Below are 26040 nucleotides of genomic sequence, written 5' to 3'. Positions count from 1 at the left end.
AATGATAAAGGAAGATCGGAACCTGCGACACGCCCCATCGGTCCAGAAAAGGGTCAGGTCGGGCAAACCGGTCTAACCTGACTGTTCAGCCAGGTCCGTGCCGTGCGGACCGGTCCAGAGCGGTGACACCGGCGAGCGCCCCGCAATCGCCGGGCACCGGAGCACAAGGAGTAGTAAATGCCCTCGCTCGATAGCCTGAAAACCCTCAAGACCCTCCAGGTGGCCGACCGCGCCTACCACTATTTCAGCCTGCCCGATGCCGCGCGCCAGCTCGGCGACCTGCAGCGCCTGCCCATGTCGCTGAAGGTCCTGCTGGAAAACCTGCTGCGCTGGGAAGACGGCAAGACCGTCACCGGCGACGACCTGCGCGCCCTCGCCCAGTGGCTGCAGGCACGTCGCTCTGACCGCGAGATCCAGTACCGCCCGGCACGGGTGCTGATGCAGGACTTCACCGGCGTGCCGGCGGTGGTCGACCTGGCGGCCATGCGCGCGGCCATGGCCAAGGCCGGCGGCGACCCTCAACGGATCAACCCGTTGTCGCCGGTGGACCTGGTGATCGACCACTCGGTGATGGTCGACCGCTACGCCAGCCCCAGCGCCTTCACCCAGAACGTTGACATCGAGATGCAGCGCAACGGCGAACGCTACGCCTTCCTGCGCTGGGGCCAGAGCGCCTTCGACAACTTCCGCGTGGTACCGCCGGGCACCGGCATCTGCCACCAGGTCAACCTCGAGTACCTGGGGCGCACGGTGTGGACCCGCGAAGAAGGCGGCCGCACCTACGCCTTCCCCGACACCCTGGTCGGCACCGACTCGCACACCACCATGATCAACGGCCTCGGCGTGCTCGGCTGGGGCGTCGGCGGCATCGAGGCCGAGGCGGCGATGCTTGGCCAGCCGGTGTCGATGCTGATCCCCGAGGTGATCGGCTTCAAGCTCACCGGCAAGCTGCGCGAAGGCATCACCGCCACCGACCTGGTGCTGACCGTCACCCAGATGCTGCGCAAGAAGGGTGTGGTGGGCAAGTTCGTCGAGTTCTATGGCGACGGCCTGGCCGACCTGCCGCTGGCCGACCGCGCCACCATCGCCAACATGGCGCCTGAATACGGCGCCACCTGCGGCTTCTTCCCGGTGGACCAAGTGACTCTCGACTACCTGCGCCTGTCCGGTCGTCCCGAAGAGGCCGTGCAGTTGGTGGAGGCCTACTGCAAAGCGCAGGGGCTATGGCGCCTGCCTGGCCAGGAGCCGCTGTTCAGCGACACCCTGGCGCTGGACATGCACGAGGTCGAAGCCAGCCTCGCCGGGCCCAAACGTCCGCAAGACCGGGTCGCCCTCGGCGAGGTGCGCCAGGCCTTCGCCAACTTCATCGAACTGCAGCCCAAGCCGCTGGCCAAGGACGTCAGCCGCCTCGAAAGCGAAGGCGGCGGTGGCGTGGCGGTGGGCAATGCCGACCAGGCCGGCGAAATCGACTACAGCCATGCCGGCCAGACCCACACCTTGCGCGACGGCGCCGTGGTGATCGCCGCCATTACGTCCTGCACCAACACCTCCAACCCCAGCGTGATGATGGCTGCCGGGCTGCTGGCGAAGAAAGCCGTGGAAAAAGGCCTGCAACGCAAGCCCTGGGTGAAGAGCTCGCTCGCTCCCGGCTCCAAGGTCGTCACTGACTACTACAAGGCCGCGGGCCTTACTCCATACCTCGACCAGCTCGGCTTCGACCTGGTCGGTTATGGCTGCACCACCTGCATCGGCAACTCCGGGCCGCTGGACGAAGCGATCGAAAAGGCCATCGGCAGCGCCGACCTGACTGTCGCCTCGGTGTTGTCGGGCAACCGCAACTTCGAAGGCCGGGTGCACCCGCTGGTCAAGACCAACTGGTTGGCCTCGCCACCGCTGGTGGTGGCCTACGCCCTGGCCGGCAGCGTGCGCGTCGACCTGACCCAGGATGCCCTGGGCACCGGCAAGGACGGCAAGCCCGTGTATCTACGCGATATCTGGCCAAGCCAGCAGGAGATCGCCGAGGCGGTTGGCAAAGTCGCCACCGGCATGTTCCACAAGGAATACGCCGAGGTCTTCGCCGGCGACGCGCAGTGGCAGGCCATCGCGGTGCCGCAGGCGGCCACCTATGTCTGGCAGGACGACTCCACCTATATCCAGCACCCGCCGTTCTTCGACGACATAGGCGGGCCGCTGCCAGAGATCGCCGATATCCAGGGCGCGCGCATCCTCGCCCTGCTCGGCGACTCGGTGACCACCGACCATATCTCCCCGGCGGGCAACATCAAGGCCGACAGCCCGGCCGGCCGCTACCTGCGCGGCAAGGGCGTGGAACCGCGCGACTTCAACTCCTACGGCTCGCGCCGTGGCAACCACGAAGTGATGATGCGCGGCACCTTCGCCAACATCCGCATCCGCAACGAAATGCTCGGCGGCGAGGAAGGCGGCAACACCCTGTATGTACCCACGGGCGAGAAGCTGTCGATCTACGACGCCGCCATGCGCTACCAACAGGACGGCACGCCGCTGGTGGTGATCGCCGGGCAGGAGTACGGCACCGGCTCCAGCCGCGACTGGGCGGCCAAGGGCACCAACCTGCTGGGGGTCAAGGCGGTGCTGGCGGAAAGTTTCGAGCGTATCCACCGCTCCAACCTGGTCGGCATGGGCGTGTTGCCCTTGCAGTTCAAAGCCGGGAATGATCGCAAGCGCCTGGGGCTGACCGGCAAGGAGCGTATCGATGTGCTGGGACTTGGCGACGGGCAGATTCGTCCGGGCATGAGCCTGCCGCTGCGCATTACCCGCGAGGACGGGCGTCAGGAGCAGATCGAGGTGCTGTGCCGGATCGATACCCTCAATGAGGTGGAATACTTCAAGTCGGGGGGGATCCTGCATTATGTGCTGCGGCAATTGATCGCAGGATAAGGCTGGGCCCATCCCTTTCCAATTCAAGATTGCCGGGGTCGCGTTACGGTCCTTTCGCGGCACAAGGCCGCTCCTACAGGGACCGCGTCGTCCTGGAGCGGACTTGTGCCGCGAAAGGACCGCATCGCGGTCCCGGCATTACCCGCCCAGGCGCGCAAACATCCAAGTGTCCTGAAGGCCATGGGGTAAGTCCTACCCTCCACGGACTCACCGGCTCAAGGACACCTCATGCCTCTTCCCCACTGGATCGCCCTGCTCCTGCTCGGCCTCGGCTACACCCTCGCACTGACCCACGGCAGCCTCGGCCTGGCCGCCCTGCCCGCCTTGTTGACCCTGTTCTGCTGCGCCCTACTGGCCCGGCGCCAGGTACGCTGGCAACAGACCCTCGGCCACCTGCTGTTCATCGTCCTCGCCATCGCCCTGGCATTGCACTGGCTACCCGGCTTCCACGGCGCCCGGGTGATCGACAAGGCGGTGCTCAGCGAAGGCGCGGTGCCTTTCTCGATGTACCTGAACCTCGACAAACCGCTGATCGGCCTGTGGCTGCTGCTGGCCTGCCCCTGGCTGGTGATGCTGCGCGGGCGCGGCCTGGTCATGAGCCTGACGCTGATCCTGCCACTGACCCTGCTCGCCTGCCTCGGCGGCGCCTGGGCTCTGGGCCTGGTCGCTTGGGCGCCGAAGTGGCCGGAACAGGCCTGGCTATGGCTGGCCAACAACCTGCTGCTGGTGAGCCTGACCGAGGAATTGCTGTTCCGGGGCTATATCCAGGGCGGCCTGCAACGTCTGTTCAAGCATGAAGGGCTGGCGTTGCTGGTGGCCGCACTGGTGTTCGGCCTGGCGCACCTGGCCGGTGGCTGGCAATGGTTCTACCTGGCCACCCTGGCCGGGGTGGGGTATGGTCTGGCCTATCGCCATGGTGGCCTTACCGCCGCCGTGCTGTGCCACACCTGCGTCAACCTGGCGCACTTCGCTGCTTTCAGCTACCCGATGCTGGCCCCGAATTGAACAATCGGTCATGATCGGACCTATTCGTCATCATCTATAAAGAAAACTGCAATATTGGCGGCAACTTACGCGATTGACGCGCTACCCCAGGCGTGACTCGTGCCTGTTGCGCCAGATCAAAGGCAGTTAATTATTCATTCAATAAAACCAGAGGCTTGCCGATACCTGTCGAAAGCCTTGCGGATTGAACAGCCAATGCGTAACAACCAGCCGATTACCCAGAGAGAACGGACTTTCCCTGCCCAGCAGCGGTTGATCTCCACCACCAACGCCAAAGGCGTGATCACCTACTGCAACGATGCCTTCATCGAAATCAGCGGTTTTTCCCGCGAGGACCTGATGGGCGCCCCCCACAATCTGGTGCGCCACCCTGACGTGCCGCCAGCGGTGTTCGCCCACATGTGGCAGACCCTCAAGCAGGGCCTGCCGTGGATGGGCATCGTCAAGAACCGCTGCAAGTCGGGCGACCATTACTGGGTCAATGCCTACGTCACGCCGATTTTCGACAACAACCAGGTGGTCGGCTACGAGTCGGTGCGGGTCAAGCCCACCGCCGAGCAGATTCGCCGCGCCGAGGCGCTGTACCAGCGTATCAACCAGGGCAAGTCGGCGATTCCCAAGCGCGACAAGTGGCTGCCGGTGCTGCAGGACTGGCTGCCGTTCATCCTGATCAGCCAGGTCGGCTTCCTGATTGGCAACTGGCTGGGCCACTCCTGGGGCTTCGCCCTGGCCGCCGGCCTGTCGGTACCGCTGGGCCTGCTGGGCCTGAGCTGGCAGCAACGCGGGCTCAAGCGCCTGCTGCGCCTGGCCGAGCAGACCACCTCCGACCCGCTGATCGCGCAGATGTACACCGACAGCCGCGGCGTCCAGGCGCGCCTGGAAATGGCCATGCTCAGCCAGGACGCGCGGATGAAGACCTGCCTGACCCGCCTGCAGGACAGCGCCGAGCAGCTCAGCGACCAGGCGCGCCAGTCCGATGCCCTCGCCCACCAGAGTTCCTCGGGCCTGGAGCGCCAGCGCGTGGAAACCGAACAGGTTGCCGCCGCCGTCAACCAGATGGCCGCCACTACCCAGGAAGTGGCCAACCACGTCCAGCGCACCGCCGACGCCACCCAGGAAGCCAATCGCCTGACCAGCCAGGGCCGCAACATCGCCGGCGAGACCCGTGACGCCATCGAGCGGCTGTCCGCCGCCGTGGGCGAGACCGGGCTGACCGTCACCCAACTGGCCAAGGACAGCGACGAAATCGGCGGCGTGGTCGATGTGATCAAGGGCATCGCCGACCAGACCAACCTGCTGGCGCTCAACGCCGCCATCGAGGCGGCACGGGCCGGCGAGATGGGCCGTGGCTTCGCCGTGGTCGCCGACGAGGTTCGCCAGTTGGCGCAACGCACCGCCGAGTCCACCGGGCAGATCCACACCCTGATCGCCAAGCTGCAACAAACCGCCAACAACGCAGTGCAGACCATGGAAACCGGTCATCGCCAGGCCCAGGAAGGTGTCGAGCGGGTGATGGAGGCGGATCAGGCGCTGGTGGGTATCAGCGAAGCGGTGGCCAATATCACCGACATGGCGACCCAGATCGCCGCCGCCACCGAGGAGCAGTCCGCGGTGGCCGAGGAGATCAGCCGCAACATCAGCACCATCGCCGACCTGGCCGACCAGACTTCCGGCCAGGCCCAGCGCTCGGCGCTGCTCAGCGAGGAGCTGACCAGCACCGCGGGTACCCAGTACTCGCTGGTGGAACGCTTCAACCGCTGAACAGCGGTGACAGACTGTAGGCGCCAGCCTTGCTGGCGCCCACAACGACCGAGTTGGTAGTCACCATCCCCTGCTGCGAAGCCTGGCAAGGACGTGGAACTGGCCTTTACCAGTCCAACTTCAAGCGGCTTTCGAAATAGCGCATCTCGCCCGTCAACGGATCCTCGAAACGCAGGCTCTGGGCCAGCAACTTCAAAGGCTTCGCATAATCGTCCTGCTCGTTGAGCAACTGCGGGTAAAACGGGTCATTGCAGATCCCCGCGCCCAGCGCCGCCATATGCACTCGCAACTGATGGGTCTTGCCGGTCACCGGCGACAGGCCGTAGCGCCACAGCTCGCCATTTTTCTCCAGCACGCAGGCGTGAGTCTCGCTGTTGTCCGCCCCCTCGACCTCATGCATGCGAAAGAACGGCTCGCCATGCACCAGACGGCTGCGATGCACCAGCGGAAACGCCCGCTCCGGCAGGGCCGCGGCAATGGCCTGGTAATGCTTGTCGATGCGCCGTTCGGGGAACAGCCGCTGGTAGGCGCTACGGCTGTGCGGGTTGGCCGAGAACAACACCAGCCCGGCTGTGTGTCGGTCGATGCGGTGCAGTGGCACCAAGTGTGGGTTGTCCAGACGTCGGATCAGGCGGCGCAGCAGCGTGTGCTCGACATACTCGCCAGTGGGTGTGACTGGCAGAAAATGCGGCTTGTCCGCCACCACCAGGTGCTCGTCGATGTGCAGAATCTCCTCCTGCACCGGTATCACCTTCTCGTTGGCCACTTCACGAAAATAATGCAGGCGCATGCCGCGTCGATACGGCAGTTCGGCCACGATGGCCTGGCCTTGGGCATCGAGCACCCGGCCCCGGGCAAAGCGGTCGAGCCACTGTTCGCGGGAAATACCCTTGAAGTGATCACACAGGCAATCGAGCACCGTCGCCCAGACCCCCGGCGGCAGGCATACGGTACTGGCTTGCTGGCGGGCAGGATCGAAAGGCGTGGTCATCGGCGGGCTCGGCTCTTCAGGGGCGGGCATTATCCCCCACCCTGCGTGCCTCAACCAGCCTCGCAGGCCGGCTCGCAGCGCGCCTTGAGCCAGCGCAGCACCTGCACCGCATCCCAGCGGCCAGGATCGTAGAGCGCGTAGCTCAGCCCCTGGTAGCCCACTACGTCCAGCGGACGATGAAACCCGGCGCGCTGGAACAGCGCTTCGATTTCAGCAAAGCAGGTGTTGAAGTGGACCTTGCCGAAGGGCGTGCGCTCGTCGGTGACGATGCCGTCGAGGCGCAGTTCCAGCACGGCGTCGCACACACGCTCGGGAGACATGTGGTTGATGCTGTACTTGAGTTGCTCGACATTGAGCATGGCGTCACCTCGATACTGTATTTATATACAGCATACGGAGCGATCCACCCTGCCGTCAATGTGCGGTTCAACGAAGAAAAGCCACCACCTGCTCGGCGTCGAACGGCCAGCCCAGCTCAGCGCCGGTGTCGCAGCGACGCAACACCGGGATGCTCAGGCCGTAGCGCTCGAACAACGCCTCGCTGTCGGCGATATCGACCAGTTCGACCAGCAGGCCGTGCTCGACGAACGGCATCAGCAGGGCTTCGGCCACTTCGCACAGGTGGCACCCCAGGGTGCCGAACAGTTGGGTTTCGGGGAGCATGCCGATATCCGTCAATCGCATGAATGGATGCTCATTCTAGGCCTGCCCCCGCCATCGCGCACCTGACCTGCCTCAATCCTGGCTGGTGGCGCCAATCCGGTGCAGTGCCAGGTCCGCGCCCTGGAATTCCTGCTCGTGATTCAAACGCAGGCCAAACAACGCCCTGATCAGGCCGTACACGACAAAGCCACCGGCCAGTGCCAGCAACACCCCGGCCAGGCTACCCAGCAACTGGCTGACCAGGCTGACGCCGCCCAACCCGCCAAGGGCTGCCTGGCCAAACACGCCACAGGCGATACCGCCCCACACGCCACACAGGCCGTGCAGCGGCCACACACCAAGCACATCGTCGATCTTCCAGCGGTTCTGCGCCGCGGTGAAGCACCAGACGAACAACCCACCGGCCACCAGACCAGTTGCCAACGCGCCAATCGGGTGCATCAGATCGGAGCCCGCGCACACCGCCACCAACCCGGCCAGCGGGCCGTTGTGCAGGAAGCCCGGGTCGTTGCGCCCGGCCACCAGCGCCGACAAGGTGCCTCCGACCATGGCCATCAGCGAATTGATCGCCACCAGTCCGCTTACCCCCTGCAAAGTCTGCGCGCTCATGACGTTGAAGCCGAACCAGCCAATGATCAGGATCCACGAACCCAGCGCCAGGAACGGAATGCTCGACGGCGCGAACGCCACCAGGCGTCCGTCACGATAACGGCCACGGCGCGCGCCCAGCAGCAACACTGCCGCCAACGCCAACCAGCCGCCCATGGCGTGCACCACCACGGAGCCGGCGAAATCATGGAACGGTGCACCGAAGCGCGCCTGCAACCAGGCTTGCAAGCCCAGGTTGCCGTTCCACACCACCCCCTCGTAGAACGGGTAGATGAACGCCACGATCAGCGCCGTCGCGCACAACTGCGGGACGAAACGCGCCCGCTCGGCGATGCCACCGGAAATGATCGCCGGGATTGCCGCGGCAAAGGTCAGCAAAAAGAAGCACTTGACCAGCGCATAGCCATGGTCGCCGGCCAGCACCGCGGCCGGCTGCAGGAAGCTCACGCCGTAGGCGATCCAGTAGCCGACGAAGAAGTACACCAACGCCGAGACGGCAAAGTCGCTGAGGATCTTCGACAGGGCGTTTACCTGATTCTTATGGCGCACGGTCCCGACTTCCAGAAAGGCGAAGCCGGCGTGCATGGCCAGGACCAGGATCGCCCCCATGAGGATGAACAAGGTGTTGGAGCCATGGACCAGGGAGTCCATCGCGCTGAGCGTGTTTTCCATAAAAGGCAGACCTGCAAAAAGGCACCAGGACAGTTCAAGAGCCGGCATCCTTGCACCGAATCAGTGCCAGGCCCCTGCCCCGTTTCGCTGAACCGGGCGGCGCCTGCGTGGTTTTTTCTTGGGTTTGTCGTGGATTGGGTTAAGGTTTATCGGTATCCGCCGAGGTGGCGCACGACATGCGGCACATTCAGCGCAGAGCTATTAGCAAGCGCTGTACCAGCACATCGCGCTGAACCTTCGGCGCACTCGCTCACTCGAAATAGCCACACACATCCACAGGGAGAGGCCCATCCATGGCCAGCAAATCGGCAAAGACTGCACAAGACATTTTGATGGCTGACTTCCAGGCCCTGGTCCGCGACACCGAGAAACTGCTCGCTGACACCGCCAACCTGGCCGGCGACCAGGCCGACGAGCTGCGCGAGCAGATCCACGAGCGTCTGGTGCAGGCCCGTGAAACCCTGCAGCTCACCCAGGACTCCGTGCGCCAGCGCGGTCAGGCCGCCCTCGGCGGCGCCGAGCAGTACGTGCAGGACAACCCCTGGCAGGCCATCGGCATCGCCGCCGGTGTCGGCCTGCTGATCGGCCTGCTGGCCAAGCGCTGAGGAGCCTTCATGGATAACGACGCCATCGGCGCCGGTGCTTCCGGCAGGCGCCTGGGCGCGGCGATGCTTGGCCTGCTGCACAGTCATATCGAGCTGTTCGGCATCGAGCTGCAGGAGCAAAAGGCGCGCACCCTGAGCCTGCTGCTGTTCGCGGGGCTGGCACTGGTGTTCGCCCTGCTGCTGCTGACCGCCCTTTCCGGCCTGGTGCTGGTGTTGCTGTGGGACAGCTACCGGCTGGCCGGGATCATCGGCCTGTGCGTGTTCTATGGCGTTGCCGCGCTGTACTGCGCGCTGCGCCTGAAAGCTGCGGTATTCGATGAGTCCTCGCCCTTCAACGCCACGCTCGAAGAGCTGGCCAAGGACCGGGAGCGCCTGCTGCCATGAGCCTGCCCGAACTCCCCAACACCCGTAACCCACGGGAGCTGCGCAAGGCCCTGCTGCGCCTGCGCATGGAAATGCATCGCCAGGAAATCCGCCACGAATCCGGGCAGATGCTCGAACCGGTCCGCCGCCTGCGCGGCATGGGCAGCTCGTTCGGCGAAGGACTCGGGGTCAAGCACGGCTCGTTGTGGGGCATCGGCGCGGTGGTCGCGCTGGGCTTTCTCACCGGCAAGGGCGTGCGCAGCGGCAACCTCACGCGCCTGGTCCGGCTAGGCACCAGCCTGGTGCCGCTGATCCGCCTGTTCCTCAACGGCCGCCGCCCCTGAACAAGCCGGCGCGCGGCGCTTGCGCGCACGCGCCGGACACCGGAAGCTATGCCGACTCAACGATGGGAGAACACGCCTTGGACTGGCACACCCTGCTGACCCGCGAACGCCTCGGCAAGGCCCTCTACAGCCCCGAAGAGCTTGGCCGCAGCCCCTTTCACAAGGACCACGACCGGGTGATCTTCTCCGGCGCCTTCCGCCGCCTGGGACGCAAGACCCAGGTCCACCCCGTGTCCAGCAACGACCATATCCACACCCGCCTCACCCACTCACTGGAAGTCAGTTGCGTCGGCCGCTCCCTTGGCATGCGCGTCGGCGAAACCCTGCGCGCCAGCCTGCCGGACTGGTGCGAGCCCAGCGACCTGGGGATGATCGTGCAGTCGGCCTGCCTGGCCCACGACATCGGCAACCCGCCGTTCGGCCACTCCGGCGAAGACGCCATCCGTCACTGGTTCCAACAGGCCGCCGGGCGTGGCTGGCTGGACGACATGAGCGACGACCAACGCGCCGACTTCCTCAATTTCGAAGGCAATGCCCAGGGTTTTCGCGTGCTCACCCAGCTGGAGTATCACCAGTTCGACGGCGGCATGCGCCTGACCTACGCCACCCTCGGCGCTTATCTCAAGTACCCGTGGACAGCCCGCCATGCCGACGCGCTGGGCTACAAGAAACACAAGTTCGGCTGCTACCAGAGCGAACTGGGCCTGCTCGAGCAGATCGCCGGCAAGCTTGGCCTGCCGCAACTCGAACACCAGCGCTGGGCACGCCACCCGCTGGTGTACCTGATGGAGGCCGCCGATGATATCTGCTACGCCCTGATCGACCTTGAGGACGGGCTGGAAATGGACCTGCTGCACTATGGCGAAGTCGAGGCACTGTTGCTCGACCTGGTGGGTGACGACCTGCCGGAGACCTACCGCCAGCTCGGCCCCGGCGAGTCACGCCGGCGCAAGCTGGCGATTCTGCGCGGCAAGGCCATCGAGCACCTGACCAACGCCGCCGCGCAAGCCTTCGTCGAGCAACAGCAGGCACTGCTCAGCGGCCGCCTGCCAGGTGATCTGGTCGAGCACATGCATGGCCCGGCGCAACGCTGTGTGTTGCAGGCCAAGGACATGGCGCGCAAGAAGATCTTCCAGGACAAGCGCAAGACCCTGCACGAGATCGGCGCCTACACCACCCTTGAAATTCTGCTCAACACCTTCTGTGGCGCGGCCCTGGAGCAACACGGCGGCCGCACGCCCTCGTTCAAGAGCAGGCGCGTGCTCGACCTGATCGGCAACAATGCCCCCGATCCTCATGGCTCGTTACACTGTGCCTTCCTGCGGATGATCGACTTCATCGCCGGCATGACCGACAGCTTTGCCAGCGAGATGGCCCTGGAGATGACCGGCCGTTCAAGCCCGAAATGAACACCGTCGTGGTGGCGATCACTTCGCCACCACGTATGCGCTTGAAAGGAATGTTCCTACATATCCATATAAAATTTAAACATCACCACTTAAACAATACGCCACACGCATAAATTCCTTAGTTAAAACATCCAACTTCCACACAACTCGTAGCAATACCTCTCATACCCTGTAAGCCAATTCCTATATCTATGTTTTGGCAACGTATCGCCTGCCGACAGTGATTCAACTGCGTTAATGTGCCTGCTGATTTCACCGAACAGCAGGGAATGTTGAACATGCAAACCGTCTTTATTGTCGATGATCATCCCGTCATTCGCCTGGCCATACGGATGTTGCTGGAAAATCAGGGGTATGCGATCGCAGGTGAATCTGACAATGGTGTGGACGCCATGCAGATGATTCGCGAAACCATGCCAGACCTGGTGGTGCTCGATATCAGTATTCCCAAGCTCGATGGCCTGGAAGTGCTGTCCCGCTTCCAGGCCATGGCCACTCCCCTCAAGATCCTGGTGCTCACGGCGCAGTCACCGGCATTGTTCGCCGTGCGCTGCATGCATTCCGGCGCGGCAGGCTATGTGTGCAAGCAGGAAGACCTCAGCGAACTGCTCAGTGCGATAAAAGCTGTGCTCTCCGGCTACAACTATTTCCCCAGCCAGGCATTTAGCCCACTGCCATCGAGCAGCAGCCAGGAGCTCGAACTGTTCCGCCAGGTCAACGACCGTGAACTCATGGTCCTGCAACTCTTCGCCCAAGGGCGCAGCAACAAGGAAATCGCCAAGGGTATGTTCCTCAGCAGCAAAACCGTCAGTACCTACAAGAAACGCCTGATGTACAAGTTGCGGGCCAATACGTTGGTGGAACTCATCGAAGTCGCCAAGCGCAACGCACTGGTCTGAGGTTGGCATGTGGAGGTACGTCTATACGTCGCTGCTGTGCCTGAGCCTGGGCACCCCCCTGCATGGCGCTTGTGTCGCCCCCGAAACCGGTCGCACCTACACCCTGCTCAGCCGCTCGTCGCCTGCGGTGGTGCGGCCAGACCTGAGTCCAGGCCAAGAGCGCTGGCTCGCCACACGCCGCGAACTGATACTCGGGACATCGGCCCCCGACTATCCCCCCTTCGACATCTCCACCGGAGGACGTGAGTACCAAGGTTTCACCGCCGACTACGCAGGCCTGATCGGCAATGCCCTGGGGTTGAAGGTACGGGTAGTGCGCTTCCCGAACCGGCCGGAAGCAGTTGCTGCGCTGAAAAAAGGCCAAATCGACCTGCTCGGTAGCGCCAATGGCTATGAAGCTGCCACCGAAGGGCTGGCACTGTCGCGCCCCTATGCCATCGACCAACCTGTACTGGTGACTCGTGAAGACGAGACGCGGGCGCTGGACACCGGCCTGGAAGGCATGCGCCTGAGCATGCTTTATCACTACCTGCCGCCCGAGGAAATCCATGCCAGCTACCCCAAGGCCGAACTGCTGACATTCGAGTCCTCCACCCAGGCACTGAATGCCGTGGCCTTCGAACAAGCCGACGTGTTCATCGGCGACACCGTCTCCACCCACTACTTGATCAGCCAAGGGCATTTGCCTCACCTGCGCATGGCCAACTTTGGCAAACATGAAGCAGTGGGCTTCAGCTTCGCCCTGCGCGCGGACGACCCAATGCTGCGCACGCTGATCGATGCCGCCCTGGACGCCCAGCCCACCGCCACCCGCAACGACATTTTCAAACGTTGGAGCGCCAGCAGCGGCCGCCTGTTGACCGACCGCAAGCTGCAACTGTCGCCACGGGAAGAAACCTGGCTACGCAATCATCCGGTCATGCGCGTGGTGGTCAACGAGACCGCCGCCCCCCTGACCTTCTTCGACAGCAACGGGCGCCTGCGCGGTATCGTCGCCGACCTGCTCGAACTCATCCGCCTACGCACCGGCCTGCGCTTCGAGATTCGCCGCGCCAGCGGTGATGGCGACATGCTCGACCAACTCGAGTCTGGACGCGCCGACATCATCGCCAGCCTTTCCACCGATACCCGCCAGGGCGACCCATTGCTAGTCAGCAGACCCTACCTCGAAAGCGCCTACGTGCTGGTCGGCCATACCGGCACCGACCATCCGGCCAGCCTCAAGCAACTGAAAGGCAAACGTGTCGCCGTGCCCCGCGACAGCACCGTGGCTGGTCTGCTCAGTACCCATCACCCACAGGTCCACCAGGTCGCCACCGAAAGTACCTACTACTCCATGGCCCTGCTCAGCAGCGGCGCGGTGGACGCGGCGATCGCCACCCTGATCGACGCCAACCACATGCTCGCCAACAGCAACGACCTGGTCATCCGCAGCACCGTCGGCACGGAACCGGCGACCTTCTCGATGGCGACTACTGCCATGGCCGGTGAACTGGCCTCGATACTCGACAAGGCGTTGCTGAGCATCTCGCCGGAAGAGCTGGGCGTGATCAACAGCCGCTGGCGCGACCACGGCATGGACGATGCCTACTGGCGCAACTATCGCCGCATCATCCTGCAAGTGGTGGGCGTGATTGGCATCCTACTGGTGGTCGCATTGGTCTGGAACGCCCGGCTGCGCCGTCAGATCAGGCAGCGCCAGCGCGCCGAACGGGCCCTGAACGACCAGTTGGAATTCATGGGCGCGCTGCTCAACGGCACGCCTCACCCCATGTACGTGCGCGACCGCGAAGGCCGCCTGCAGAGCTGCAATGACAGCTACCTTCAGGCCCTGGGCGCCGACCTCGACCAGGTCATCGGCAAGTGTCTCGACGATAGCCCCGTCAGCGATGATGACTACACCCGCCAGGTGCAGGACGACTACCGCCAGGTCATGGCCCAAGGCAGGCCACTGATCCTCGATCGCCCCCTGCGCCTGAATGGCAGGCAACTGACGATCTATCACTGGATCCTGCCCTACCGCGACTCGCTGGGCGAGATGCAAGGCATCATCGGTGGCTGGATCGATATCAGCGAGCGCCGCGCCCTGGTTCAGGACCTGCGCCTGGCCAAGCAACAAGCCGACGACGCCAACCGCGCCAAAAGCACCTTCCTGGCCACCATCAGCCATGAGATCCGCACGCCGATGAACGCCTTGATCGGCATGCTCGAGCTGGCGCTAAGACGTGCTGACCAGGGCCGGCTCGACCGCCCAGCCCTGGAGGTCGCCCATCATTCGGCCAAGGATCTGCTGGGGCTTATCGGCGACATCCTGGATATCGCCCGGATCGAATCCGGGCACCTGTCCCTGGCTCCAGAACCTGTGGACCTGGCAGCATTGGTCGAGTCGGTCGGGCGGGTGTTCGAGGGCCTGGCCCGTCACAAGGGCCTGGCGCTGGATGTGGTGATCGCCGATCAGGCGCGCTGCCATGCGATGCTCGATCCGGTGCGTTTCAAGCAAGTGCTGTCGAACCTGGTAAGCAACGCCATCAAGTTCACCGAACAGGGCCAGGTGCGCATCACCGTCGACCTGCGGCATGACGACGCGTCCGCCACACCGACGCTCGATCTCGAAGTCCGCGACAGCGGCATCGGTATCCATGCGCATGACCTGCAGCGCCTGTTCTCGCCTTTCGTGCAGGCCAACCCCTACAGCGACGGTGCCCGCGCCGGCACCGGGCTGGGCCTGGTCATCAGCCGTAACCTGTGCACCATGATGGGCGGCGAGCTCGACTTGCAGAGCTTGCACGGCGTGGGGACCCGGGTACGCCTGGTGATGCCGCTGCACTGCATCGACCCGAGCGAAACCGTAACGCTGCTCGACAGCGATATCGCCCGCCCCGACTCACACCTGCGCATCCTGGTGGTCGACGACCACCCCGCGAACCTGCTGTTGATGGCCCAACAGTTGAGTTACCTGGGCTTGGGCCAGGAGTCCGCCAGTGATGGCCGCGACGGGCTGCGCAAATGGCGCGAAGGTTGTTTCGACGTGCTGATCATCGACTGCAACATGCCCTTGATGAATGGCTATGAACTGGCCAGGGCGGTGCGCGCCGAGGAACGCCAGCAAGGCCGACCACCTTGCTGCCTGCTCGGTTATACCGCCAATGCCCAGCCCGAGGTGCGCCAGCAATGCCTCGACGCCGGCATGGACGACTGCCTGCTCAAGCCCATCGGTTTGCAAGCCCTCGGTCAGCGCCTCACACAGGTTGCACACCTATCCCGGCAATGCAGCTACTGCCCGGTATCGCCCTCGCCCATCGCGCTCGCCGGCCTGTCGGCCATCGTCGGCGACAATGCCGGCGACCGCCAACGCCTGCTCGGTGCCCTGCGCCAAAGCCTTCGCGAAGACTTGGAAACCCTCATGCTCATTGACCCGAGCGAGGATGAGGCGACGCTTTGCGCGCAGGCGCACAAGATCCTCAGCGCGGCTCGCATGCTGGAGGCAAGGTCATTGATGCAGGCGTGTGAAGCCCTGGAGACGCCCGGTCTAGCCGTGGACGAACGAAAGAAACGCCGTCAGGCGCTGGCGCGGCACATGCGGCGCGCGGAGAAGGCCCTGGCCAGGCAGTTGCGCCTGGCCGAGGCAGGTGAGGCGGCGCACTGACAACGGGCGCCGCCTGCGCCGATCAGGAAGCCGAGTTGATCGGTTTTTCCGGGTACCAGGCGTCCAGCAGTGGGCTGACTTCGATATTGGTCAGTTCGCTGCGGCCTTTGAGCCAGGATTCGACAGCCGCACGCTGCTCTTCGCTGACCGAACCACGGGTTGCCTTGCAGACCAGGCCGAAGTCGTCGCCGCCGACATAATCCAGGCCGTTGGCATCCATGGCTTCAGCCAGGAAGGCGTCGAGGAAGGCATCGATGGCTTCATCGGACAGGTCTTCCTTGAAGCCCAGGTTCAGTTCAAAACCCAGCTCCTGGAATTCGTCCACGCACAGTTTCTTGCGCAGACGACGGGAACGGTTGGTAGCCATGAAACAATCCTCTCAATTAATTACGCGCGGCACTTTACCAGTTTCCACACGGTAACGGCGCTTTTCCGTCGAACACAGCCCATGTTCACCACGCTTGGGGCATAATGCGCACTATATTTCGTCCTGGGGCCATCATTTTTACAGCCCCGTTGTCTTTTCCCTCGCCCGCAGGGTTCGCGCACTCATGATCAAGACGCTCCGCCCACTACTGCTCGCCGGCCTGTTCCTGCCATTCTCGCTGTCCGTCCAGGCCGCCGCCGTCAACACCAGCCTGCCACCTAAGGTGCAGCAGGCACTCAAGACCAACAAACTGCAAGACTCGGCCCTGTCCCTGGTGATGCTGCCACTTGACGGGCCGGGCACCGCGACCGTGTTCAACGCCGATGTGTCGGTGAACCCTGCCTCGACCATGAAGCTGGTGACCACCTACGCTGCGCTGGAGCTGCTGGGGCCGACCTTCCAATGGAAGACCGAGTTCTACACCGACGGCACCCTGAGCAATGGCGTGCTCAACGGCAACCTCTACCTCAAGGGCGGCGGCGATCCCAAGCTGAACATGGAAAAACTCTGGTTGCTGATGCGCGACCTGCGCGCCAACGGCGTGCGTACCGTGACCGGCGACCTGGTGCTGGACCGCAGTCATTTCGTGCAACCCAACCTGCCACAGTTCAATGACGATGGCGGCGACGACAACAAGCCGTTCCTGGTCAAGCCGGATTCGCTGCTGGTCAACCTCAAGGCCCTGCGCTTCGTTGCCCGCAACGACGGCGGCAAGGTGACGGTCTCGGTCGAGCCACCGATCGCCAGCATCCGCATCGACAACCAGGTGAAGGCGTTGTCGGGCAAGCAATGCACCGGTGAGGTCCGCTACAACCCCGTGGTGCAGCCCGATGGCGTCAGCGTGACCGTCAGCGGACAACTGGCCGATGGCTGTAACTCGCAGACCTACCTGGCGCTGCTCGACCACCCGACCTACGCCGCTGGCGCGGTGCGCGCCATCTGGAACGAGCTGGGCGGCAGCATCCAGGGCCGCGACCGCTTCGAGAACGTGCCCAAGAGCGCGCGCCTGCTGGCTCGGGCCTTCTCGCCGGACCTGGTGGAAGTGATCCGCGACATTAACAAGTACAGCAACAACACCATGGCCCAGCAGCTGTTCCTCAGCCTCGGCGCGCAGTTCCGCACCGACGCCGACGGCGACGATGCCCGCGCCGCCCAGCGCGTGGTACGGCAGTGGATGGCCAAGAAAGGCATCACCTCGCCGCACCTGGTGATGGAGAACGGCTCGGGGCTGTCCCGCGCCGAACGGGTCAGCACCCGGGAAATGGCGGCGTTGCTGCAGGCCGCGTGGAAGAGCCCGTACGCCGCCGAGTTCATCAGTTCGATGCCGCTGGTGGGCATGGACGGCACCATGCGCAAGCGCCTCAAGCGCACGGCCATGACTGGCGAGGGGCATATCAAGACCGGCACCCTGAACACCGTGCGGGCGATTGCCGGATTCAGCCGCGACAGTAATGGCCACACCTGGGCCGTGGCGGCGATCCTCAACGACCCCAAGCCTTGGGGCGCCTCGCAGGTGCTGGATCAGGTATTGCTGGACCTCTACCGGCAGCCGAAGGTGGGTAATGGCACGGTTGGCGTGATGCCCTGAGCCGAGGGGCTTGCCGATAAACTTTCTGCACCTCGGTCCGCTCCCACAGGCGCAGCGCATGGCTTAAGGTCGGCGCTATCCCTGTGGGAGCGGCTTCAGCCGCGAACACCGGCGCAGCCGGTGCCAGGCACCGCGTTGCCTGGCTCGCCTGCAAAGCTGACTCCTAATGACTTGCCCCCAGCACGATCCCTCGGCGAATACTTGACGCCCTTCTCTCAAGGCACCTCGCCCTCAACCCGATCCCGCCCCGCCTGCTTGGCTGTGTAGACCCCCGCATCCGCTCGCAACAGCAGCGCATCGGCGCCCTCTCCGGGCCGCCACCCCGCTACACCAAAGCTCGCCGTCACCCGCCCGACACCCTCCACCGGCACGCTACGTACCCCCTGCCACAGCTCCATCGCCAACACCCGCGCCTGCCCGGCGTTGCTCCCGGGGCACAGCACCATGAACTCCTCGCCGCCCAAGCGGCAGAACACATCCGTGCGCCGCAGCCGGTGGCCGATCCGCTGGCACAGACTGCGTAGCACATGGTCCCCCACCGCGTGGCCGAACTGGTCGTTGATCCGTTTGAAATGATCGATGTCCAGCATGATCACCGCCAAATCCAGCCCATCGCGCTGCGCCCGATCCAACTCGCCGCGCAGGCGTTCCTGGAAATACCGACGATTGTGGATGCCTGTCAGGGCATCGGTGACCGACAAGGTGCGCAATTCCTCTTCCACCCGCTTGAGGTCGGTAATATCGGTGAGATAGCCGTGCCAGAGCGTGCAGCCATGGTCACCGAGCTCTGGCGTCGCCTCGCCCCGCACCCAGCGCAGCCCGGCACGTGGCAGGCACACCCGATACTCCTCCCGCCAGGGCGTCAACTGCTCGGCGGAATAACGCACCGAGCGCCGCACCCGCTCCAGGTCGTCGGGATGAATGCGCTCGAATACCGCCGCGGCGTCCTGGTGCAGCAACGCCAGGTCGACCTCGTAGATATCGTGCAAACCCCGGCTGGCGTAGGGGAAACAGGAATGACCGTCAGCATCCAGGCGGTACTGATAAATCCCCCCCGGCACCTCGTCGCTGAGCTTTTCCAGCAGGCGATCACGCGCCGCCAGCGCCTCATGCACCCGACGACGCTCGGTAACGTCGATACAGATCGCCAGGTAGCCCACCCACAAGCCCTGCTCGTCGAGCACCGCCGTCACCAGCATGTTGGCCAGCAAGTGGCTGCCATCCTTGCGCACCAGGGTCCAATCGGCCGGCTCGCCCGCGCCCTCTTGCACCGTTTCGGCGAACATCGCCTGCCCGGCACCGACCTCGCGACCGTAGCGCTGGCTCAAGGCATGGCCGCGCCGATGCAGCTCCTCGGGCTGCACCAGGTCCTCCAGGGTCAGGCGACCCAGGGCCTCGTCGGCTGAATAGCCCAGCATGCGTTCGGCGCCAGCGTTGAAGGTGCCGATCACCCCACGCAGGCTGGTGGCGATGATCGCCACCTGGGTCGCGGCATCGAGCACGCTGCGCAGCTGATTGTGGGTCTCTCGCAACGACTGCTCACTGACCCGCAGTTGCGCCGTGCGCCGGGCGACCAGCCCCAAGGCGCGCTGGCGCTGGTTGAACAGGCTGTACAGCAAGGCTGCCAACATCAGGCTGAGCAGAACGCCCAGCACACTGACCACCGTCACTGCCGAGGAGCGGTTGGCCGCGAGGAAGTTCTGGCTGGCGCGGATATCCAATTGGTAGTGATGATCGGCCAGATGCAACAGGTGGTTGCTGGCCAGGTCCATGGGCGCTGGCGGATTGCCCGAGTCGAACAGCACCTCATGCCCATCCGCGCCGGACAGGTCGAGGATGCGCACCACCAGATTATCGTCGGCCACGGTGGGCAGGCTTTCAGCGATCAGTTGGCGCAGGCTCAGCAACGCCATGACATAGCCACTGGGCGGCGCGTCGGCGACCGCCGTATCGGCGAACACCGGAGCGACGATCAGCAGGCCGCGAGTATAGGCCGGTTCGACGCTGAGCATGTCCAACGGCGCGGACACCGCCATGCTGCCAGGGCTCAAGGCCCTGGCCAGGGTCGCCTCGCGCAGCGCTTGGCCGCGCAGGTCCAGGCCATAGGGCTGACCCTGCCTGCTCGCCGCCTGGGTGAACAGCACCGGATAGTAGTAGTCGCGCGCGGGCGCTCGATGCCAAGCGCCCTGGGCATCGCGATCGCGGATCTGGTAGGGCTGCCCAAGCCAGGCACTGGCACGCTGCTCGAAGGCTTCGCGCTGCGCGGCCTCGACCCGCGGCGCCCACGAATAGGCCTGGGTGCGATGCAGCAAGGGCCGGGCATAGCCGTCGAATTCGCGGGGGGTGATCTCGCTGGAATAGCTGAAGAAGCGGCGCAAGCCGTCCAGGCGCTGCTCCTGTTCCTCGAACCGTTCGGCGATACGGCTATAGCGCTCACTGGCCAGCAGCTCGAAGCGCTGGCGCAACTGCTGCTTGTGGTAGGCGTGGGTGGCGGTGGCCAGCACGGCGCTGAGCAGGCACCCGGCGACCAGCGCCGCCAAGGCCACAACCCAGGCCGACAGCTCGTCGCCGAGCAGGCCCGGCAGCTTCGCAGGTACGCCTGGGTTCGACATAGAGGACTCTCTACAACGTCAGCGTCCTGCGAATTGTCCCGCCCTGTACTGTTTTATAGCCACTGGCCAGCAGCGGCGCCATGTACCTCGTCGGCTTACTTCAAACGCAACTGCCAGGCACGGTGGATGCGGTTGTTGCGGGCGAAGTCCTGGTCCAGGGTCTGGGCGCTGATTTCCTCCACCGCATAGCGCGTCGCCAGGTGCTCGTCGAGCTGGAACTTGCGGAAGTTGTTGGAGAAATACAGCACGCCGCCCGGCGCCAGACGCGCCATGGCCAGGTCAAGCAGCTCGACATGGTCGCGCTGCACATCGAATACACCTTCCATGCGCTTGGAGTTGGAGAAAGTCGGCGGGTCGATGAAGATCAGGTCATAGCTCTCTGTCGCCGCCTGCAACCAGGCCATCACATCGCCCTGCTCCAGGCGGTTACGCTCGGAGAAACCGTTCAGCGACAGGTTACGCCGCGCCCAGTCCAGGTAAGTCTTGGACAGGTCGACGCTGGTGGTGCTGCGCGCGCCGCCCTTGGCTGCGTGCACGCTGGCCGTGGCGGTGTAGCAGAACAGGTTGAGGAAGCGCTTGCCGGCGGCCTCGCGCTGGATGCGCAGGCGCATTGGGCGGTGGTCGAGGAACAGCCCGGTGTCCAGGTAGTCGGTGAGGTTGACCAGCAGCTTGACGCCGCCCTCCTCGACTTCCATGAAACGCCCTTCGGTCGCCTGGCGCTCGTACTGACGGGTGCCACTCTGACGCTCGCGGCGCTTGAGCACCACGCGCTGCGGGTCGACGCCCAAGGCTTGTGGGATCGCAGTCAGCGCATCGAGCAGGCGCGCCTGGGCTTTTTCCGGATCGACCGAACGCGGTGCGGCGTATTCCTGAACATGCACCCAATCGTGATACAGGTCGACCGCCAGGGCGTACTCAGGCATGTCGGCATCGTAGACCCGGTAGCAATCGATCTTCTCGCGGCGGGCCCACTTACCCAACTGCTTGAAGTTCTTCTGCAGGCGGTTGGCGAACATCTGCGCGCCTTCGGACAGGCGTGCTGGCTCGCTGGCCACCGGCTGCGGACGACGAAACTCACCTTCCACCGCCTCGACAGGACCCTGGCGGCGCTCGCCGGTGACGAACTGGTCGGGCTGGACCTTGAACAGCAGCAACTTGCACGGCAGCGCGCCGTTCCAGAAGGCGTACTGCTTGTGGCTGCGAATCCCCATGCGCTTGCCCAGCTCGGGCGCACCGGTGAATACCGCCGCCTCCCAGCCCATACAGGCCTGGCGCAGGCGCTCGCCGAGGTTCTGGTAGAGGTACAGCAGGCTGGCCTCGTCACCCAGGCGCTCGCCGTAGGGCGGGTTGCTGATCACCAGGCCTTTCTGGTTCTGGTCCGGACGCGGCTCGAAGCTGGCCACTTCGCCCTGGTAGATCTTCACCCAGTCACCCAGGCCTGCACGCTCGACGTTGTTGCGCCCCGGCTGGATCAGGCGTGGGTCGGCCTCGTAGCCACGGATCCACAACGGCGGCTTGGCCAGGCCTGCCTCGGCTCGGGCCTGGGCCTCGTCGTGCACCTTGCGCCACAGGGCCGGCACATGGCCGAGCCAGGCGCTGAAGCCCCAGCGCTCGCGCTTGAGGTTGGGGGCCATGTCGGCGGCGATCATCGCCGCCTCGACCAGGAACGTACCCACACCGCACATCGGGTCGGCCAGGGCGCCGCCCTCGGCGGCGATACGCGGCCAGCCGGCGCGGATCAACACCGCCGCCGCCAGGTTTTCCTTCAGCGGCGCGGCGCCCTGCTGCAGACGGTAGCCACGTTGGTGCAGGCTGTGCCCGGACAGGTCCAGGGACAGGATCGCCTCGCCACGGTCCAGGCGCAGGTGCACGCGCACATCCGGGTCGACTTTTTCCACCGACGGACGCAGGCCCTCGCGGTTGCGCAGTTTGTCGACAATGGCGTCCTTGACCTTGAGCGCGCCGAAGTGGGTGTTGTCGATGCCCGAGCCGTGGCCGCTGAACTCCACGGCCAGGGTGCCATCGGCAGCCAGGTGGTCGGCCCAGTCGACCGCGTGCACGCCGTCGTACAGATCGTCGGCGTTCTTCATCGGGAAGCGCTTGAGCACCAGCAGCACACGGTTGGCCAGACGCGACCAGAGGCACAGGCGATAGGCGGTTTCCATGTCGGCATCGCCGCGAATGGCCGAGGTGTGTTCACGCACCTCTTTCAGGCCCAGTTGGCGGGCCTCCTCGGCGAGCAGGCCTTCGAGGCCTTTGGGGCAGGTAAGGTAAAGTTCGAAACGGTCCGACATGTGCAATCCAGAGCCTTGGGCTAGGTAGATGGCCGCCGACGCATCGGCGGTCGATGTTTGCCCGCACGCCCTTCCAGCAAGCGTCCGGGTGGCCCGGCGAGTCTTCTCGCCAGGCCGGGCCGCCCGGCGGATAGCCCCTTCGCCAGGGGCGAAAGTGGCTTTGATCGCCGGGCAGTATGAAAATTTCCTCGACGCTAGGCACAGATGTGACCCTTCGTCGCATTACTGAATATTTCAGTCATCAAGCAGCAACACTGGCCATATGACTTCAGTGCTGGCTAAACCCTGATCATAGCGGGCTCAACGGCAAACAAGGTTGAGTCGCATTTATTTACTTATCCTTTCAACCTATGAAAGGTTACGTCCTTATGACAAATCGATCATTCACACTGTGACCCGCATTCGATAGAACTGACCTCAGGTCGTCTCGCAACGAGGCGACACTTCCAGCCCGCCACGCCGGCAGCGGGCGCATACCGGCAGAACGATTCTGCCCGGCCTCGGAGAGGCCGACGGGACATTACAGTCAACAAGTGAGGGCAACACCCTATGAGAAGACTTAAGCGTGATCCGTTGGAAAGAGCATATTCACGTGGCTACCAGTATGGAGTCACCGGCAAATCCCGCGAACTTTGCCCATTCAACCTGCCGTCCGTCCGTCAAGCCTGGATCAACGGCTGGCGCGAGGGCCGCGGTGATAACTGGGACGGCATGACCGGCACCGCTGGCATCCACAGACTCAACGAAAATCACGCCGTTGGCTGAACGAGGACACTGAATTCGAGCACCATGCGCGCCCCATCCGGGCGGCGGGCTGCGGCCCAGGGGGTCCCTTGAGGGACCCCTTTTTTATGTCTGCCGGTTACTGCCGCGGCATCGCCGCAATCGCATCCACCGCCTCGCGGATCAACGCTGGCCCCTTATAGATGAAGCCCGAGTAGATTTGCACCAGGCTGGCACCCGCGGCGATCTTTTCGGCGGCATGGCGACCTTCGGTGATGCCGCCGGCGGCGATGATCGGCAACTTGCCGCCCAGCTCGCCCGCCAGCACCTTCACCGTATGGGTGCTCTTGGTCAGCACCGGGGCGCCCGACAGACCGCCCGCCTCGCCACCGAACGGCAGTCCTTCGACCCCTTCGCGGCCCAGGGTGGTGTTGGTGGCGATTACCGCGTCCATGCCCGATTCAAGCAGCGCCGCAGCCACCAGGGCGGTTTCTTCGTCACTCATGTCCGGGGCGATCTTGATTGCCAATGGCACACGCTTGCCGTTCGCCTGAGCAAGCTGCTCGCGGCGCTCGGCCAGGGCATCGAGCAGTTGCTTGAGCGAGTCGCCGAACTGCAGCGAGCGCAGGCCAGGAGTATTGGGTGAACTGACGTTGACGGTGATGTAGCTGGCGTCGTTGTAGACCTTCTCGAGGCAGATCAGGTAGTCGTCCTGGGCGCGCTCGACCGGGGTGTCGAAGTTCTTGCCGATGTTGATGCCCAGCACGCCGCTGTAGTTCGCGGCGCGCACCCGGCCCAGCAAGTGATCGACGCCCAGGTTGTTGAAGCCCATGCGGTTGATGATCGCGGTCGCCTCTGGCAGGCGGAACAAGCGCGGCTTCGGATTACCTGGTTGCGGGCGCGGAGTCACGGTGCCGATCTCGACAAAACCGAAACCCAGCTGGGCAAAGCCGTCGATGGCCGCGCCGTTCTTGTCCAGGCCCGCAGCCAGGCCCACCGGGTTGGCGAAGTTCAAGCCCATGACGGTCACCGGCAACGCTGCCGGCTGCTTGCACAGCAAGCCATTGAGCCCCAGGCGGCCACCGGCGCCGATCAGGTCCAGCGACAGGTCGTGGGAGGTTTCCGGGGAGAGCTTGAACAGCATCTGGCGGGCCAGGGTATACATGGGCGGGCGGACTCGCGGTGTGTGAGGGGGCGATTATAGCCAGCGCGTCGCCTGGGTGACAGGGCCATGGCACATGGGTTGCTACATCACCATCGTGCCACTCTCCCGCCAACGCCCGAGGAATGCCTTGAACACGCCCCCAACGACACTGCCACTGGCCTGGGTCAACGGTAGCGATGCCCCGGAAAAGCCCTGCCTGGATATCGGCTTCATGGCCCTGACCGACAGCGCCTCGGTGGTGGTCGCCGCCACCCAAGGCTTCGCCCAGCAGCAGGGCCTGACCCTCAACCTGCGCCGCCAGGCCTCCTGGGCCGGCCTGCGCGATCGCCTGCTCACTGGCGAACTGGACGCCGCCCACTGCCTGTATGGGTTGACGTATGCCATGCACCTGGGTGTTGGCGGCGGACCGACGCGTGCCATGGCAGTACTCATGGGGCTGAACCAGAACGCCCAGGCCATCAACCTTTCCTCGGCCCTGCAACGCCAGGGCGTGACCACCCCTGAAGCATTGGCGCGACGGGTGCACCAAGCTGGCGCACGCCTGACCTTCGCCCAGACCTTCCCCACCGGCACCCACGCCATGTGGCTGTATTACTGGCTGGCCAGCCAGGGCATCCATCCACTGCACGATGTCAACAGCGTGGTGGTACCGCCGGCGCAGATGCGCGCCCACTTGCAGGCCGGGCGCATCGACGGATTCTGCGCGGGCGAGCCATGGGCGGCCGACGCCATCGCCCAGGGCCAGGGCTTCACCTTGGCGACCAGCCAGTCGATCTGGCCCGACCACCCCGAGAAGGTCCTGGCCTGCACCCAGGACTTCGTCACGCACTATCCCAATACCGCCCGGGCGTTGATCCGCGCGGTACTGGCCGCCGCCCGCTTCATCGAGCAGAGCCTGGACAACCGCCGCGGCACCGCCCACCTGCTCAGTGCTGGCGCCTACCTGGACAGCCCACTGGAGAGCATCGAACCGCGCCTGCTCGGCGACTATCAAGATGGCCTGGGCAACCGCTGGCACGACCCCCACGGGTTGCGCCTGTTCGACCAGGGCCGGGCCAACTTGCCGTATCTTTCCGATGGCATGTGGTTCATGACCCAGTTCCGCCGCTGGGGGATCCTGCGCGACGACCCGGACTACCTCGGCGTCGCCCGCCAGGTCCAGCAACTGGCGCTGTACCGCGAAGCCGCCCAGGCCTTGGGCGTGCCCTGCGCCGACCCGCCCTTGCGCAGCAGCCAGTTGCTCGACGGCAGCCGCTGGGATGGCAGCGACCCCCAGGGTTATGCGCGCAGCTTCGCGCTGCACGCACTGGACACCCCACCTGGCCAGCGGGCCGGGCACTGAGGG

General features: G+C 64.6%; 20 protein-coding genes. 12 read left to right on the top strand and 8 right to left on the bottom strand.

The genetic code is table 11. The annotated features are described in order from the left end of the window. Positions 1-177 precede the first annotated feature (177 nt). From acnA to HU772_RS08140, 3 genes are all read left to right on the top strand, one after another. Positions 178-2919, top strand: a complete 2742-nt coding sequence (gene acnA / locus HU772_RS08150; protein WP_186661869.1) for an aconitate hydratase AcnA — start codon at positions 178-180, stop codon at positions 2917-2919. Positions 2920-3147: 228 nt separating this feature from the next. After that, the gene (locus HU772_RS08145; protein WP_186661871.1) at positions 3148-3924 is read left to right on the top strand and encodes a CPBP family intramembrane glutamic endopeptidase; all 777 of its coding nucleotides are present in this window, start codon (positions 3148-3150) and stop codon (positions 3922-3924) included. Between the two features lie 195 nt (positions 3925-4119). After that, positions 4120-5685, top strand: coding sequence for a methyl-accepting chemotaxis protein (locus HU772_RS08140; RefSeq protein ID WP_186661873.1), 1566 nt, complete (start codon positions 4120-4122; stop codon positions 5683-5685). Positions 5686-5791: 106 nt separating this feature from the next. On the opposite strand, the gene HU772_RS08135 is transcribed toward HU772_RS08140, so the two are convergent. From HU772_RS08135 to HU772_RS08120, 4 genes are all read right to left on the bottom strand, one after another. Continuing rightward, complete coding sequence (locus HU772_RS08135; RefSeq protein WP_186661911.1) at positions 5792-6676, bottom strand: pseudouridine synthase; 885 nt, start codon at positions 6674-6676, stop codon at positions 5792-5794. A 50-nt stretch (positions 6677-6726) separates the two neighbouring features. Next, positions 6727-7035, bottom strand: a complete 309-nt coding sequence (locus HU772_RS08130) for a transcriptional regulator (RefSeq protein WP_186661874.1) — start codon at positions 7033-7035, stop codon at positions 6727-6729. Positions 7036-7102: 67 nt separating this feature from the next. Then, entirely contained in the window at positions 7103-7339 is a 237-nt protein-coding gene (locus HU772_RS08125; protein WP_134693163.1) for a glutaredoxin family protein, read from the bottom strand. 72 nt (positions 7340-7411) lie between these two features. Beyond that, the gene (locus tag HU772_RS08120; RefSeq protein WP_186661877.1) at positions 7412-8620 is read right to left on the bottom strand and encodes an ammonium transporter; all 1209 of its coding nucleotides are present in this window, start codon (positions 8618-8620) and stop codon (positions 7412-7414) included. Between the two features lie 293 nt (positions 8621-8913). On the opposite strand from HU772_RS08120, the gene HU772_RS08115 reads away from it, so the two are divergent. The 6 genes from HU772_RS08115 to HU772_RS08090 all read left to right on the top strand — a co-directional run bounded on the left by HU772_RS08115 (position 8914) and on the right by HU772_RS08090 (position 15886). Beyond that, the gene (locus tag HU772_RS08115; protein WP_186661879.1) at positions 8914-9225 is read left to right on the top strand and encodes an ElaB/YgaM/YqjD family protein; all 312 of its coding nucleotides are present in this window, start codon (positions 8914-8916) and stop codon (positions 9223-9225) included. Positions 9226-9234: 9 nt separating this feature from the next. Then, positions 9235-9609 carry a phage holin family protein gene (locus HU772_RS08110; RefSeq protein ID WP_186661880.1) on the top strand — a complete coding sequence of 125 codons (375 nt, stop codon included), beginning with the start codon at positions 9235-9237 and terminating at the stop codon, positions 9607-9609. Next, positions 9606-9932, top strand: a complete 327-nt coding sequence (locus HU772_RS08105; RefSeq protein WP_186661882.1) for a hypothetical protein — start codon at positions 9606-9608, stop codon at positions 9930-9932. The genes HU772_RS08110 and HU772_RS08105 overlap by 4 nt, the downstream gene beginning before the upstream one ends. 77 nt (positions 9933-10009) lie before the next feature. Continuing rightward, entirely contained in the window at positions 10010-11341 is a 1332-nt protein-coding gene (locus tag HU772_RS08100; protein ID WP_186661883.1) for a deoxyguanosinetriphosphate triphosphohydrolase, read from the top strand. Between the two features lie 278 nt (positions 11342-11619). Beyond that, a complete protein-coding gene (locus tag HU772_RS08095) occupies positions 11620-12240 on the top strand; it encodes a response regulator transcription factor (protein ID WP_186661884.1) in 621 nt (206 codons plus the stop codon). A gap of 7 nt (positions 12241-12247) precedes the next feature. After that, positions 12248-15886, top strand: coding sequence for a transporter substrate-binding domain-containing protein (locus HU772_RS08090; protein WP_186661885.1), 3639 nt, complete (start codon positions 12248-12250; stop codon positions 15884-15886). A 22-nt stretch (positions 15887-15908) separates the two neighbouring features. On the opposite strand, the gene HU772_RS08085 is transcribed toward HU772_RS08090, so the two are convergent. Continuing rightward, positions 15909-16253 carry a YggL family protein gene (locus HU772_RS08085; RefSeq protein ID WP_186661886.1) on the bottom strand — a complete coding sequence of 115 codons (345 nt, stop codon included), beginning with the start codon at positions 16251-16253 and terminating at the stop codon, positions 15909-15911. A gap of 184 nt (positions 16254-16437) precedes the next feature. Between HU772_RS08085 and dacB the strand changes: the two genes are divergently transcribed. After that, the gene (gene dacB, locus HU772_RS08080) at positions 16438-17901 is read left to right on the top strand and encodes a D-alanyl-D-alanine carboxypeptidase/D-alanyl-D-alanine endopeptidase (protein WP_186661887.1); all 1464 of its coding nucleotides are present in this window, start codon (positions 16438-16440) and stop codon (positions 17899-17901) included. A 215-nt stretch (positions 17902-18116) separates the two neighbouring features. Here the strand turns inward: dacB and HU772_RS08075 are convergent, their stop codons facing one another. After that, entirely contained in the window at positions 18117-20513 is a 2397-nt protein-coding gene (locus HU772_RS08075; protein WP_186661888.1) for a sensor domain-containing diguanylate cyclase, read from the bottom strand. A 95-nt stretch (positions 20514-20608) separates the two neighbouring features. Then, positions 20609-22807: a bifunctional 23S rRNA (guanine(2069)-N(7))-methyltransferase RlmK/23S rRNA (guanine(2445)-N(2))-methyltransferase RlmL gene (rlmKL, locus tag HU772_RS08070; protein WP_186661890.1), complete on the bottom strand. Its 2199-nt coding sequence runs from the start codon at positions 22805-22807 to the stop codon at positions 20609-20611. A 549-nt stretch (positions 22808-23356) separates the two neighbouring features. Here rlmKL and rmf point away from each other — a divergent pair. Then, the gene (gene rmf, locus HU772_RS08065) at positions 23357-23572 is read left to right on the top strand and encodes a ribosome modulation factor (RefSeq protein WP_003248687.1); all 216 of its coding nucleotides are present in this window, start codon (positions 23357-23359) and stop codon (positions 23570-23572) included. Between the two features lie 97 nt (positions 23573-23669). Here the strand turns inward: rmf and HU772_RS08060 are convergent, their stop codons facing one another. Next, positions 23670-24695 (bottom strand): quinone-dependent dihydroorotate dehydrogenase, encoded by a 1026-nt coding sequence (locus tag HU772_RS08060; protein WP_186661891.1) that lies wholly within the window; start codon positions 24693-24695, stop codon positions 23670-23672. A 127-nt stretch (positions 24696-24822) separates the two neighbouring features. Between HU772_RS08060 and HU772_RS08055 the strand changes: the two genes are divergently transcribed. Next, positions 24823-26037 (top strand): CmpA/NrtA family ABC transporter substrate-binding protein, encoded by a 1215-nt coding sequence (locus HU772_RS08055; RefSeq protein WP_186661892.1) that lies wholly within the window; start codon positions 24823-24825, stop codon positions 26035-26037. Positions 26038-26040 lie beyond the last annotated feature (3 nt).

Source organism: Pseudomonas xantholysinigenes (assembly GCF_014268885.2).
Lineage (GTDB): Bacteria > Pseudomonadota > Gammaproteobacteria > Pseudomonadales > Pseudomonadaceae > Aquipseudomonas > Aquipseudomonas xantholysinigenes.
This window is presented reverse-complemented; position numbering and strand designations above follow the sequence as displayed.

Coding starts and splice junctions, on each gene's coding strand:
- HU772_RS08110 (WP_186661880.1), top strand. CDS start 9,235: ATGGATAACGACGCCATCGGCGCCGGTGCTTCCGGCAGGCGCCTGGGC.
- HU772_RS08095 (WP_186661884.1), top strand. CDS start 11,620: ATGCAAACCGTCTTTATTGTCGATGATCATCCCGTCATTCGCCTGGCC.
- acnA (WP_186661869.1), top strand. CDS start 178: ATGCCCTCGCTCGATAGCCTGAAAACCCTCAAGACCCTCCAGGTGGCC.
- HU772_RS08140 (WP_186661873.1), top strand. CDS start 4,120: ATGCGTAACAACCAGCCGATTACCCAGAGAGAACGGACTTTCCCTGCC.
- rmf (WP_003248687.1), top strand. CDS start 23,357: ATGAGAAGACTTAAGCGTGATCCGTTGGAAAGAGCATATTCACGTGGC.
- rlmKL (WP_186661890.1), bottom strand. CDS start 22,807: ATGTCGGACCGTTTCGAACTTTACCTTACCTGCCCCAAAGGCCTCGAA.
- HU772_RS08115 (WP_186661879.1), top strand. CDS start 8,914: ATGGCCAGCAAATCGGCAAAGACTGCACAAGACATTTTGATGGCTGAC.
- HU772_RS08120 (WP_186661877.1), bottom strand. CDS start 8,620: ATGGAAAACACGCTCAGCGCGATGGACTCCCTGGTCCATGGCTCCAAC.
- HU772_RS08145 (WP_186661871.1), top strand. CDS start 3,148: ATGCCTCTTCCCCACTGGATCGCCCTGCTCCTGCTCGGCCTCGGCTAC.
- HU772_RS08075 (WP_186661888.1), bottom strand. CDS start 20,513: ATGTCGAACCCAGGCGTACCTGCGAAGCTGCCGGGCCTGCTCGGCGAC.
- HU772_RS08135 (WP_186661911.1), bottom strand. CDS start 6,676: ATGACCACGCCTTTCGATCCTGCCCGCCAGCAAGCCAGTACCGTATGC.
- HU772_RS08105 (WP_186661882.1), top strand. CDS start 9,606: ATGAGCCTGCCCGAACTCCCCAACACCCGTAACCCACGGGAGCTGCGC.
- dacB (WP_186661887.1), top strand. CDS start 16,438: ATGATCAAGACGCTCCGCCCACTACTGCTCGCCGGCCTGTTCCTGCCA.
- HU772_RS08125 (WP_134693163.1), bottom strand. CDS start 7,339: ATGCTCCCCGAAACCCAACTGTTCGGCACCCTGGGGTGCCACCTGTGC.
- HU772_RS08060 (WP_186661891.1), bottom strand. CDS start 24,695: ATGTATACCCTGGCCCGCCAGATGCTGTTCAAGCTCTCCCCGGAAACC.
- HU772_RS08090 (WP_186661885.1), top strand. CDS start 12,248: ATGTGGAGGTACGTCTATACGTCGCTGCTGTGCCTGAGCCTGGGCACC.
- HU772_RS08130 (WP_186661874.1), bottom strand. CDS start 7,035: ATGCTCAATGTCGAGCAACTCAAGTACAGCATCAACCACATGTCTCCC.
- HU772_RS08085 (WP_186661886.1), bottom strand. CDS start 16,253: ATGGCTACCAACCGTTCCCGTCGTCTGCGCAAGAAACTGTGCGTGGAC.